We start from the raw sequence: 13193 nt of genomic DNA on the forward strand, positions 1-13193 counted from the left end.
AAAGTATATAAAATAACCTGTAAGCACAAAATTTAGTTAAATAAATTTTGTCCAGCAAAGTAAAAAGAGTTAAAGTCAGACTAAGTATATAGTGACACAAATATTTACAATAACTGATAAGAAATATAACAGGGATGTATAATTAGCGCGTCTCCTGCATAATCCATAAAAAGATAATGATTAAGGATGGCAGGCTTTCTATTTTTTACTTTAATAAAGGGCATATGTGGCAACAAGAAAAAAAAGATATTTCGATAGTCAGACTGGTATTATGGCTTACCTTAGCTACCACCCCTATGGCAGCAAGTTTACTGGTGTCAGAACCCATGCTGGCACAATCTAAACCTGAAGCTCCCTCTTTTACACTGCCGCAAACAGTGCAGAATGGGGCGACAGTGCGGATTGATGGTTCAAGTAGTTTGGGTGCAATCAACCAAAGCCTGAAAGAAAATTTTGAAAAACAGTATCCCGGCGCAAAGGTTGAAGTTGCTGCTAACGGTACTGATAACGCACTGAAAGATTTGCTAGATGGCAAAATCGACATAGCAGCAATGGGGCGCGGGTTGACGCCAGCAGAAAAAGCCCAAGGACTAGAACAACTTCCCTTCCGCCGTGAGAAGATTGCGATCGTGGTTGGTGCAGATAATCCTTTCAAAGGAAACTTGACTAATAAGCAATTCGCCCGGATTTTCCGGGGAAAAATTACAAATTGGTCACAAGTAGGAGGCCCTCCAGGGAAGATTCGGTTAATCGATCACCCTAACACGAGTGAAACTCGCAATACTTTTCGGACTTACCCAGCCTTCAAGACTGCTGAATTTGCTACAGGGCCCAATGCTACCCAACTAACTGAGAATAATACCGCAGAAATTATCAAACAACTGGGCAAAGACGGCATCAGCTATGTATTAGCTAATGACGTATCAAAATTGAAAGGTGTGCGAGTTCTGCAATTAGATAAAGTCTTACCAGTTGATGAGAAATATCCCTTTTCGCAACCTTTAGTCTACGTTTACAAAAAAAATCCGAGTTTAAGCACAGTAGATTTTCTCGGCTTTACCCTTGCAGATCCAGGAAAGCAGGCTATAGAACAAGGTAGAACTGCCGAAGCAGAGGCGATCGCAACCAACGTATTACAACCTGTCACGACTTCCCCTGGTGTCCAGACGGCACCTGCTGCTACACCTTCCCCTAGTGCAACTACTTCTGCATTTGCCGAACAGCCATTTGTGGCTCCTCCTGCTACTGCACAACCCAGTCCAATTATCAATAGAGAAACACCATTTTGGTTGCTCCTACCTTTGTTTTTTACTCCTGTAGCTGGAGCGTTCCTATGGTGGGTTTTGGGAAAACGCCCATTGTCTACTGAGAAAACAGACAATTTACCAGAATCAGATCCTCGTCCACCCAGTACAGAAGATGGAGAAATGGCAGTTCTCAACGCCAGCACATCTGCCTCCATTAACGGAGCGATGCTTGAGGAGCAGCCAGTGCCACACTTGCAAGAGCAAGAAAGCCCTGAGCGCACTCCTTTCAACATCTATGCTCAAACAGAATCTGACCTAACCCACAATGCTACTCAAGGGACATCAAATTTAGTCCGAGAGGGAACTAATGGCACCTCTAATTCCTATGAAAACACAACATCAGGCGTAGCTAATGGCTCAGAAAATAACAACTTGGGAGCAGCAGCTTTAACTAATGGTGCGGCTCTAGCAACTGGTCTTGGGGCGGCTAGTTGGACTGCCTTTAACAACAAAGAAACAGAAACAGATGCAATTACTGAGATAGATAATCAAAGTAATTATACTGAGGCGGACAATCCTGAGTCTGATTCTGATGAAATTGCCTGGGATTCTGATGAAATTGAATGGGACATAGAAGCCCCAGCAGCTGTAGTAAATACTTCATATCCTCACCTGCTTAATATTCCAGAATCTGATGTGGAACTGCCTTTATCTGAGGAGACAACCCCACTCCCAGAATTACCAGATGTGCCAGAAATAACATCTGATTTTGGATATTGGGACACAGAAATTAATGAAGATCAGATAGATGAGCAACTTCAGGCAGAATTGAACTGGCTAGAGAGTATTACCTCAACTGAAGATACAGACTCAGTAGATGAATTGCCCTCACCAGAGTCTGAGGAAGTGACAGCCAATGTAGAACCATCAAGGGCACAAACATCCTCACTGCTCGATTTGCCAAAATTATCAGAAGAAGATGTATTCAATGTGGTAGCGGACGCTGCTGAACCCACTGTCAATTTGCCAGAGGAAGAATCTCAAGCAGAGCCTATTGTTGAAGAAAGTATTGCTAAAACTGACTCCACAGATTTAGCGGGTGCTGCGGTAGCAGCAGGCGTAGGAATTGCAGGCTGGACTACCATTTCTGGATCAGATACCCAAAGAGAAACTGATACTACGGTTGAAAATGTCCCAATCGCAGCCGAAACAGCCGTTGATTTGATAGATGCAGAAGAAGAGAGCAGTGTTTTGCTCACAGCGCATACTTCTACATCGGCTCATGTTTCTTGGGAAATATCCGAACTCAAAAAGGCAGCGCTGCGCCAACAGGGTGGCTCTCAATTGGTAGTGCAGCTGTATGATGCAACTGGGATTGACTTGAGTTACCAAAGTCCTCAGTTTGTCCAGCAGTATGAATGTGACGAGACAGCACACGATCGCTTGGTGGAAATTCCCATTAGCGATCGCGACTACATAGCTGAAATTGGCTATGTCGCTGATGGCAATCGCTGGTTGTTCATCGCCCGTTCAGCGATCGTTCGTGTCTTCAGCCCAATCCTTCCAGATCCCGTAGTTGATCATGTAGCGATTGCTAATGAAACAGATATTCACTTAAAAGATGCCCAAGAAGAGATCAGTGAAGAAGAGAGCAGTATTGTCCTCACACCGCATACTTCTACATCGGCTCATGTCTCTTGGGAGATTTCCGAAACCAAGAAAGCAGCGTTGTACCAACAGGGTGGCTCTCAATTGGTAGTGCGGCTGTATGATGCAACTGGGATTGACTTGAGTTATCAAAGTCCCCACCTGGTGCAGGAGTATGAATGTGACGAGACAGCACACGATCGCGTGGTAGAAATTCCGATCAGCGATCGCGATTACATAGCTGAAATTGGCTATGTCGCTTATGGCGAGTATTGGTTGTTCATCGCCCGTTCAGCGATCGTTCGTGTCTTCAGTCCAGTGACTACAGATCCCATAGTTGAAGATGTAGCCTTAGCAAGCGAAACACCTATTGTTCATAGAGATTCCACCGTTGAAGATGTAGCCTTAGCAAGCGAAACACCTGTTGTTCATACAGATTCCAGCCTTGAAGATGTAGCATTAGCAAGCGAAACACCTATTAGCCAAGAAGAGAGTACTCAAGAGGAGAGCAGTATTTTGCTCACACCCCGCACTCCCAAATGGGCTTATGTCTCTTGGCACATTTCCAAGGCTCAGAACGAAGCACTACGACAACAGGGCGGCTCCCAATTGGTAGTGCGACTGTATGATGTGACTGGGATTGACTTGAGTTATCAAGATCCCCAGCTTGTACAGCAGTATGAATGTGAAGAAGTAGCACGCGATCGCTTTGTGGCTATTCCCGTCAGCGATCGCGACTACATGGTTGAAATTGGCTATATCGCAGGTGGCGATGCCTACGGCGGTGAACTACGTTGGTTACTTATAGCCCGTTCACCTAATGTTCGGGTTTTCAGCCGTTCCCACGAAGATTTTTGGTTTGTAGCAGATGCTGAGTTGATTATTCATGGAGCAACCCAACCAAATACAAGCGTAAACATTGGTGGCCATTCCATCAAAATCAAACCTGATGGTACTTTCCACCTACGTCTTCCCTTTTCAGATGGTTTAATGGACTATCTCATAACGGTAGCTGCTGATGGGGAATCCCCTAAAACCATCCATAAGAAGTTCTCTCAGGAAACTTCCGAAAGCTAGTAATTTCCTAAATTATCCCCTCGAATCCCAATACGGTTCGGATAAGCAGGGGACACAGGGAAGGGAAGAGAGTTATTATTGATTAATTTCTCTTCCCCTGCTCAAGAACAGCTCGCCTCAACAGATAACTTTGTTAACCGAACTGTATTGAGAGGTAAGGAAGAGAAATTTAAAAACTGATTTACTCCTCATAACTAATGCGATAGACCATTAGTGGTTTATCGCATTAGTTATGAGGGCTGAAAAACTTCGTAGTAAGGACTTTAGTCCTAGATTTTGAAGCACTGAAGTCTTACTACGACGTTAAATACCTGCTAATAATTTAGCAGAGTTATTTACAGATAATTTTAATTTTGAAATCCTCTTTGCCTTATGACTTTCCTAAAACCATCTCCATTTGGCGGACAAAAAAATACACGTACAGTCGGACGGAGTTTCCAGCCAATATTTTTAATTATATTTACTCTAGTGATGCTGACGGGAATCAGCGTTCGTTTGGCATATTTGCAAATTACTGAAGGAGCAAACCACCGAAAACGAGCTGAGTCAAATCGAATTCGGATGATCGCCAAACAACCAGAACGAGGCAATATTTTTGATCGCAATGGCAAACTTTTAGCCAGTACTCGCTATCCCCGCTCTGTATATTTGTGGCCGATGGCACATACCAAGCCAGCATGGTCAGTTGTGGGAGCGCGTCTATCTCAAATTCTCGACGTTCCCCAAGAAGAGATTGAAAAGAAACTAGAAGAGGCAGGTGCTAACTCTTCTTCACTCATACGAATTGCTCGTGACTTGAACGAAGCGCAAATCACAGCATTGAAGGAGTATCAAACCGAACTTAAAGACGTAGAAATTCATACAGAAGCCGTTCGTTACTATCCCCACGACAAGCAATTAGCTCATGTATTAGGCTATACGCGAGAACTGACCGCCGACCAGTTAAAAGAAAAGAAGCAGGAAGGCTACAGATTAGGTGATGTAATTGGTCAAATGGGAGCTGAAAAAGCTTATGAGAAAAGCCTGCGGGGTGAATGGGGCGGTCAGCAGGTAGAAGTGGATGGTGCAGGTCGGCCACTGCGGGTTTTGGGTGAGAAACAGGCAAAAGCTGGTAACGATTTGCACTTGACCATAGATTTAGATATGCAAAAGACAGCAGAAAAAGCTTTAGGCGATCGCGATGGTGCGATCGTGGCAATTGACCCAAAGAATGGTGCTGTTTTAGCAATGGTATCTCACCCCACCTTTGATCCAAATATTTTCTCGAAACAGAAACTTACCCAAAAAGATTGGGAAACTGTACAAGGTGCAGATCATCCCTTGGTTAATCGCGCCCTCAGTGCCTTTCCCCCCGCTAGCACCTTCAAAATTGTCACCACCACAGCCGGGTTAGAATCAGGTAAATTTTCTCCTAGTACAGTCTTGCAAACCTATGGTTCCTTAAACTTTGGCGGTACGCGATTTGGTGAATGGAACCACGCCGGATTCGGCCCATTGGGTTTTGTCGGTGCATTACAGTGGAGTAGTGATACCTTCTTCTATCAAATTGGTCGCGGAGTCGGCGGCCCAACTTTAATTGAATGGACTCGCAAGTATGGATTTGGTAAAAAAACCGGCTTTGAGTTTCCTAACGAAGAGGCCAAAGGTTTAGTGCCAGATGAAGCATGGAAGCAGAAAGCTTGGAAGATACCTTGGACTGTAGGCGACAGCATTAATATGTCAATTGGTCAAGGTGCTTTACAAACTACACCTTTGCAAGTCGCCATTATGTTTGCCGTGCCTGCTAATGGTGGCTACCGAGTTCAGCCGCATTTGCTTAAAGACAATGAAAAAGCAAAAAGCTGGCGAGAATCTTTAAATATGAAGCCAACAACTATAAGTATTCTCCGTCAGGGATTGCGGAAAGTAGTAGCTGAAGGTACGGGTAAGGCTTTGAAGCAGCCAACAGTTCCCCCAGTCGCTGGTAAGAGTGGTACTGCCGAAGCGTGGAAGGGGCGTGTTAAGCAAAATCACGCTTGGTTTGGAGCTTATGCACCTGCTGAACAGCCAGAAGTTCTAATTGTGGCATTTGCTGAACATTCTGGTGGCGGTGGTGGTAGCATTGCTGCGCCGATGATCTTACAAATTATGGAAGAATATTTTCAGCGCAAGTATCCAGGTAAGTATCAGAAACCAGTATCTGAAAAGCCAGGAAATAGCCGTCGGAGTTGAATAACGATCGATTTGAGCGGAGGGAAATAACCTTCGCATCCTTGCTGAACATCTGTGTTCCATCTTTTGAATACTTTAGTCTGTAGAACTTTTGTATTCAAAATACTAGGCTTTTTCTTCATGCAGCCCAGTAAACTAGACCAAATTTTAGGAGTAGAACTACAGCGTCATCGCACAGAAAAAGGTTGGTCACAGGAGTATCTTGCAGAAGTGACAGGTCTGCACAGGACTTACATTAGCCAGCTTGAGCGAGGGCTAAAAAGTCCATCTGTTAGAGTTCTCAGCCATATTACTAATGCTTTAAATATGACAATGAGCGAGTTTTTACAAGCTGTAGAGGAATCCCTCAGTGTTGACGGACAACGAGACTGAAAGATTAAGCCAAGCCATTATTGCTACCATTGCATCTCCAGTCATCGGCTCGATAGAAGATTATACGTGGGAAGCAATTTTTCATTATGTTAAGGATATTCCTTTATCAGATCCCGCTTTGGGACGTAGCAAGCTTCTCTATGATGCTGTTGACTTAGTGACTAAAACTGGTTGGTCACTCAAATCTCTCCAACTGAATAGCCTTAACTTTACAAATTCATTTTTGTTTGTCATTCAGAGAGCAGATGTTATCAAGAAGTCTGTCCAACTGGGTTTTCCTGGTCTGACCGAGCAATCCTTGCCTAATGAGCTTGGAGCAGCTATTATCCAACATTGGAACGAGAAGATTATTTTGAATCAGGCAGTACAGGGCGTCGTCAAGAGTTATGAAGGCATATTACTGAAAACTATCAAAGGCTACGAGTATATTTACTGCGAGTTTCCACTCAATCCTCTTGACCCAAATACCTTTTCTTGGGCTTGGACGGTAGATAGAACTACTGGGGGATTAGGGGCTGGACTACAGGGAAGCGTTGCAGGCAAAATAGATTTAGTTTGGTATAAAAATCAGAAACAACTTTTTCGAGCTAGAACTATTCCTACACAAGCGGTTCGTATTACAGTTGAAAGAACTCGTCTTACGCTTGATCGATATGTGGAGACAGTTCTCTCTGCTTTGCAAGATCAAATCAATACCCAATTTTCTGAGAATAAGCTTGAAGAATAGATGAAGCGATCGCTTTACCTAGTAGCGGAGGTACAGATTCACCAATTTGAGAAGCCATATCAGTATATGTTCCCAAAAAGTGAAAATCATCTGGATAAGAGTGTAATCTTGCAGCTTCGCGTATTGTAATTGTTCGATCTTGAGTAGGATGAAAAAACCTACCCGATCCTGGATGGAAGACCCATCTGGTGATAGTTCTCGCTGGTTTATCCCAGTAAAGTCTCCCGTATGCACCACTGTAGTGTTTCTTGGGAGCTAATTCAGAAGGTAAGTCCCTAGCATCTTGTCCTTCACCAAGAGCGCAAGCTCTCGAAAATTGAATTGGACTCAAAGCACGAGCAACATGATTAACAATTTTTATGCTTTCATGACGCATCATCGCTTGATATGTAGTTTGTGGAGCAGAAGGATAAACTTCAGCGTCATAGTCTTGTCCTGCATCTAGCGGTGGCAAGTCTCCAATCGCATCTCTAACTGTGACAATTGGAGAAATATTTGCCTCTAATAAATTAAGCTGATTGGAAGATTTTGTAGTTCTATAGTCACTCCTAATATCACCAAAATGTGTTGGTTCAGGAAAATGAAGGGAGTGATCTAGACTAGCTAGAAAAAAAGCTCTGGTTCTCGTTTGTGGTATTCCATAATATGCAGAATTTAATGATGAAGAGACAACTTTATAGCCCAATGATTCAAGTTTTTCTGTGATTTCTTCTCTAATTACGCCATTGTAAGCTTTCAAGATTTCAGGCACGTTTTCCATTACAACATAAAGGGGTCTAAACTCCTCTACGAATTCCAAAAACGTTTTATATAGCAGGTTACGGGAATCATTGAGGTAGCGATAACCGGCAGGAATATTTCTAGACAATCCCTGACACGGAGGGCCGCCAATCAAGAGTATTGGTGCTTCTCGCCGTAAGCCCAACGCTAATCGTAATTCATCAGGACTAACCTGGCGTATGTCCTGATGAATGATTTTAGTTTTTGGGTAATTGTGCTTGTAGGTCGCCAAAGCTTTTGCATTTACATCGATTGCACATACAGATTCAAAACCCGCCATGTGAAATCCTTTTGTCAAACCACCAGCACCAGCAAATAAGTCAATAATCTTGTATGTCATTTCTGAATACTATAGTACTCAAAGGATATCGTCAACCAACTCCTTTATAAAAAGATAGTAATTTCTAGATCAACTTTTATTGAGATATCTTAGCGGGTTTCAAATTTCTGGCTTTGTAGAACATTTCTAAGCTATTGCGATCGCCTACAAAACGCCAGTGCCACGGTTCATAACTCACACCTTGAAAATTATCTTTAGGAAATGACATTTCAAAGCCAAAACGCGGTGCATTTGCTTGCAGCCACCGATAAGCCTTGGTATTGTCAAAGTTAGTTTGGAGATTAGTTGCTGGTACTGATCCGTCTCCAACATCCACAGCATACCCTGTGTGATGTTCGCTATGACCAGGAGGAGCGCTGAGGGCAGCTCGTTCTGCTGGCGTTTGATTTCGCTGGGCACCGACAGCAAAAAACAATGGCTCCTGGTCTTTGACTGAGCGAAAGCCAGAAATTGGTACTAATATTACACCTGAACGCCGCGCTGCTGCTACCATCTCCTCAAACTTTTGGGCAGCAGGTTTTCGCATTCTAATGCCCCTGTTTGCGGAGATAGTTACTAGTTCTGACTCACGGGCTTCTGGGTATGGAAAATGCCCTAACACAGTATCGCTGGAATTATTAGCTGCTGTTGGGGTTGGAGTTGTAGGAGCAGAAGTAGCTGGTAGTTGAGAATCGGCGGTTTTTTTAGGTGCAGTGACGAAATACAAAAAACCGCTAATTAAAGACAGGAGGATAAATCCTGCAACTCCCCCAAAAAGCCAAATTCGGGGTTGCAACCAAATTTTAGGCGCTGCATCAGGGGTATCGCGTACAGCCACTGGAATATCATCACCAAAGTCATTCGATGAGTTTTGCGGTTTTCCAGAAAACCCAGCCTTATTCAAGGGGAAACTCCTGTTTTTGTGGGATAACCATAACAGATTTTGCACTGGACAAAAGTAAACGTAACAGGTAGCATTTTACATCTGTGGTTCTTAGGCGCAATCTTGACAAACCTTTTAGAACTATACGTCAAGCTGGGTGGATTAGTCCTGGTAGGTTTTATTCTGGGACGCAAACTTCCTGTGACAGTTCCTACACATTTGGGACAGTTTCTTTTTTGGGTGGGAGTACCCATCAGCATAGTATCGTTTTTGCGTCAATCTAGCTTGTCGAGGCAAATTTGGATTGCACCTGCGATCGCTTACCTCGCCATTTTACTAGGGGCATTTTTAGCTTGGTTAGGGATTAAAGGACAAGCCTATTTTAGAAATACTGTCCCCCAACCACCAACTCAGGCTAGCTTGATATTAGCAGCAATGTTGGGTAATACAGGTTATCTTGGTTTTCCGATCACCTTAGCAATACTAGGCAAGGAATACTTTGCTTGGGCGCTATTTTACGATTTGTTAGGTTCATTCCCAGGAGCTTATGGCTTGGGTGTTCTAATAGCAGCCCGTTTTGGCGGCGGTGTCCAGAATCATTGGCAGATTATTAAGGCCATTTTGATTAATCCTGCCCTATGGAGTTTCGGATTTGGCTTGCTGGTTCGAGAAGCGACAATTCCCACAGTAGTAGAATTCTGCTTGGAGAAATTTGCTTGGAGTATTGTAGCTTTATCTCTGGTGTTAATAGGAATGCGACTAGGGCTGCTCAAATCTTGGCGTAGCCTACCACAAGCAGGGATGAGCTTGGGAATCAAAATGCTATTAGTTCCCTTGATATTGGGCAGTATCTTACCACTGTTTGGATTAACTGGTTCTACAGCAAAGGTAATTGTCTTACAAATGGCCATGCCTCCAGCTTTCGGCACGCTGGTAATTGCTGAGACATTCAATCTCGATCGCGATCTGGCAGTTACTGCCTTAGCTGCTGGGACTATACTATTGCTGCTTACTCTCCCACTTTGGCTGTGGCTATTTTGATTATAGATTTATGGACTGTGATGCGATCGCTTAGAACCCCAGGAAAAATTCTCTCACTTTTCTAAAGTTTTGACACTCAGCACTTGCGGTGGTGTCGAATCTGGTGGATAAATCACATCTACTTGTACTATCCGCTTAGTCGCAGGTGGAAGTACAAGCTGCACCAACGGTTCTAACACCTGACCAGTTCTGTGCCATAGATGTATGTAGCGCGTCTTTTGTTCACCTTTGTCATCAAAGTAGCGTAGCCGCACTGTACCACGGAAGAAAGGAAAATCTAGGGATGGTTTACGGAAACGCAGACCACCTTGGGATAATTTATCTTCCTTCAAAGGTGTTTCTAAAGTAACAGTCACGGTCTGGTTTTGATTAGTATTATTGCTTAAGGGTAAGGTAAGCTTATATTCCACTCCATAATTACCATGTGCTTCATAAGCCGTATCTGGATAACGTACCAGCATTTTGGCCGTTTGGATTTGTTGAGTGCCCAATCGACCACTGAGCAATGTGTCTAAAGCATAAGAAATAGCTTTGCCACGCTGGGGAATAGTCAGATTTGCGCTTTGGGGATTATCTACCAACTTTGCTTGCCATTGAGAACCACTAGAAACACCAGCTACACGTCCATAAATCAGTACGCCACTGGTAGCATTTAAAGGAGTAGGGGTTTTATCTCGCGGCCCGGCGAAGTTCCCGGTATTTAGTAAAGCTTGCCATTCTGTAAGAGTGGGTGGGCGTTCTGTATTATCAGAATTTTTCTTGGCGAACATTGCTAAACTAGCTGCATAAACTTGATCGCTACTACGCAACCGCATAAAGCTAGAGCGACCATTCACAGGCTTTTGTAGATTCCGTACAGGAATAGGATGATTTAGCAACATGCGGCTTTGCCCTGGCGGAATTATCAGCTTTGCGGGAAAATCTGCTTGTCGAACACCTCGGAGTACATCACCAACAGCGCGATCGCCTGGCCCTGAGTAAGCCTTACCATCGTTATTTTCTATGTACGGGGCTAGGGTGACAAAGGGCGCATCCTGCATCAAATAACTCGCCGCTTGCAACACATCTATTGTTACAGGTTTTTTACCAGGGTTATGCATAATTACGCCCAGGTATAGCGTTTGTAAATCCTTGGGAGTGTGACTATAGTGGTGGGCGAATAAATCAAAGCGTCCCTGAAAGGGAAAATTGAGATGCGCTGCTGGAACTTTTTTACCTTTTGCCGGAAAAGTAGAAAGTAAAATACCCTCAGTTTTAACCCATTCTGGGCTATTGCTGTTAAAAACAGGTATTGTATTCAACTTGCCTGGGAGAGGTCGAACTTCTCCCGGTTGCACGATTTCTTGGGGTGCTGGCTTTGGTGAAGTTTGAGCGATCGCTGAATTATCTTTATGAGTTGTGCATCCAAAGGTTTGAGTTATGGCAAGTCCTAATACAAGTATGAATACAGATGATGGTAAGGAAGAGAGCATAAATTTGATCGTAAATCAAGCTGTGGTGTTAAAGATAACAAGTTCTTACTACAAGTTCCCGTAAGCAAATTTCTGAGAATGCGTTCGCTGTTTGTAGCATTTGCTATTTCACACTCACGTTTCACCTCTATTACTCCCCGTCTGGTATCAATGTTTATAAATTATTTATAAATATTATCCATCCTGTACTGGATGCTGCCCATAATATGGCAAAGCCTCTGACCAATTAGGAAATTTGCCCTCTTGCCAATCGAGATTAGCTAGTTCTAAAATACTTGTCACTGTCGCTGCTAATCCAGATTGAGCTTGAATCAACTGATAATTAGTGTTCCAATTTGCTAAAGTTTCCTGCCATGCTTCTGGTGTAAATACTCTATCTGGCAAACACACTTTCAGTGTAGAAACATCTGGCTCAAACTCATAAATAGCAGCAAAAATTTGACCTCGTTGTGCTGGCATTTCTACAGCAATAGTTTTGGAATTTTGACTTTTGCCTGCTTCTGCCCAAGCTACCGCAGCCAAAGTTGAAATCGCAAATACAGGGATATCTAACTGTTGCCCTAAAGTGCGAGCAGTGACAACGCCAATTCGAGTTCCCGTAAAGCCGCCAGGGCCTTTTGCAACTGCGATAAAGGATAAATCTGCCCAAGTTTGTGGTTTGATAAATTCAATTAAATATTGATGCACTAAACTAGATAAATCACGTCCTAAATTCCAAATTTTAGAGCGTGTATCGCCTGCAAAATTACTAATTGCCAAACCTAATTCTGGTGTGGTGGTATGCAGTGCTAAAGCGTATTTATTTATTGCAAGGTCTTTTAGTTCCGTTGTCAAAGTTATTTAAAATATCTATTTTTATAGAGTTGACGTTATTTATTTAAGCATATAACGTAGGGGTTCTTAATTAAATAAACTACGGACAGAAGTCTCACGGCAAAGGTCTTGGTATTTCAACAAATCAGAAGGCGATGGCGCAAGCGCCCGCCATAGGCGATCGCAAATATTCGCTTGCTGTTCACTCTCTAATAGCGATCGCTTCCCTGACATCTCTTGCCCATACCATGAATTAGCGATCGTTGAAGAATAAAATCTCACTACAGCAGAAATCATGTATTTAGACCACATCTGACGTAAGGGCACAGCATTCCTGTGCCCCTACCGCCTGTCTATTTACCTGAAAATAGCTGTAAGATACACCAATCATTTTCTGTCAAGTCGGCACTAATTCACCAGGACGCAACTTCGACCATTTGCCCGTTTCTCGCTTAAAGCTCAAACAACCAACAACATCCCATTCCATTTCAATTACATCATCTTTAGTCCGAATGTTGACATTGATAGAAGGTTCATTCGGATCAAAGTTCGGTGTTTCAGTCAAGTGAGGCTGTTGGTGCTGCCCTTCTACGGCATGATAGGT

The 13193-nt window shown here is 43.4% G+C and carries 11 protein-coding genes; 5 read left to right on the forward strand and 6 right to left on the reverse strand.

Annotated features, from left to right (window positions below):
• Nucleotides 1-224 precede the first annotated feature (224 nt).
• From VE944_RS19975 to VE944_RS19990, 4 genes are all read left to right on the forward strand, one after another.
• Nucleotides 225-3971, forward strand: coding sequence for a DUF4912 domain-containing protein (locus tag VE944_RS19975; protein WP_414690143.1), 3747 nt, complete (start codon nucleotides 225-227; stop codon nucleotides 3969-3971).
• A gap of 372 nt (nucleotides 3972-4343) precedes the next feature.
• Complete coding sequence (gene mrdA / locus VE944_RS19980) at nucleotides 4344-6182, forward strand: penicillin-binding protein 2 (protein ID WP_324980779.1); 1839 nt, start codon at nucleotides 4344-4346, stop codon at nucleotides 6180-6182.
• A 120-nt stretch (nucleotides 6183-6302) separates the two neighbouring features.
• The gene (locus tag VE944_RS19985) at nucleotides 6303-6554 is read left to right on the forward strand and encodes a helix-turn-helix domain-containing protein (protein WP_324980782.1); all 252 of its coding nucleotides are present in this window, start codon (nucleotides 6303-6305) and stop codon (nucleotides 6552-6554) included.
• Complete coding sequence (locus VE944_RS19990) at nucleotides 6532-7281, forward strand: hypothetical protein (RefSeq protein ID WP_324980785.1); 750 nt, start codon at nucleotides 6532-6534, stop codon at nucleotides 7279-7281. The genes VE944_RS19985 and VE944_RS19990 overlap by 23 nt, the downstream gene beginning before the upstream one ends.
• On the opposite strand, the gene VE944_RS19995 is transcribed toward VE944_RS19990, so the two are convergent.
• Together VE944_RS19995 and VE944_RS20000 are read right to left on the reverse strand one after the other, a co-directional pair.
• Entirely contained in the window at nucleotides 7244-8401 is a 1158-nt protein-coding gene (locus tag VE944_RS19995; protein ID WP_324980788.1) for a DNA cytosine methyltransferase, read from the reverse strand. The two genes, VE944_RS19990 and VE944_RS19995, sit on opposite strands and share 38 nt — an antisense overlap.
• A 76-nt stretch (nucleotides 8402-8477) precedes the next feature.
• Nucleotides 8478-9284, reverse strand: coding sequence for a M15 family metallopeptidase (locus VE944_RS20000; protein ID WP_324980791.1), 807 nt, complete (start codon nucleotides 9282-9284; stop codon nucleotides 8478-8480).
• Nucleotides 9285-9386: 102 nt separating this feature from the next.
• On the opposite strand from VE944_RS20000, the gene VE944_RS20005 reads away from it, so the two are divergent.
• Nucleotides 9387-10304, forward strand: a complete 918-nt coding sequence (locus tag VE944_RS20005) for an AEC family transporter (RefSeq protein ID WP_324980794.1) — start codon at nucleotides 9387-9389, stop codon at nucleotides 10302-10304.
• 53 nt (nucleotides 10305-10357) lie between these two features.
• On the opposite strand, the gene VE944_RS20010 is transcribed toward VE944_RS20005, so the two are convergent.
• From VE944_RS20010 to VE944_RS20025, 4 genes are all read right to left on the reverse strand, one after another.
• Nucleotides 10358-11776, reverse strand: a complete 1419-nt coding sequence (locus VE944_RS20010; protein ID WP_324980797.1) for a DUF3370 domain-containing protein — start codon at nucleotides 11774-11776, stop codon at nucleotides 10358-10360.
• Nucleotides 11777-11950: 174 nt separating this feature from the next.
• Nucleotides 11951-12610 (reverse strand): tRNA (adenosine(37)-N6)-threonylcarbamoyltransferase complex dimerization subunit type 1 TsaB, encoded by a 660-nt coding sequence (tsaB, locus tag VE944_RS20015; RefSeq protein ID WP_324980800.1) that lies wholly within the window; start codon nucleotides 12608-12610, stop codon nucleotides 11951-11953.
• A gap of 66 nt (nucleotides 12611-12676) precedes the next feature.
• Nucleotides 12677-12886, reverse strand: coding sequence for a hypothetical protein (locus VE944_RS20020; protein ID WP_324980803.1), 210 nt, complete (start codon nucleotides 12884-12886; stop codon nucleotides 12677-12679).
• A gap of 100 nt (nucleotides 12887-12986) precedes the next feature.
• Nucleotides 12987-13193 (reverse strand): Ycf34 family protein (locus tag VE944_RS20025; RefSeq protein WP_324970675.1); only part of this gene is annotated, 207 nt, incomplete at its 5' end.

The organism is Nostoc sp. (assembly GCF_035638895.1).
In the GTDB taxonomy this organism is placed as follows: domain Bacteria; phylum Cyanobacteriota; class Cyanobacteriia; order Cyanobacteriales; family Nostocaceae; genus Nostoc.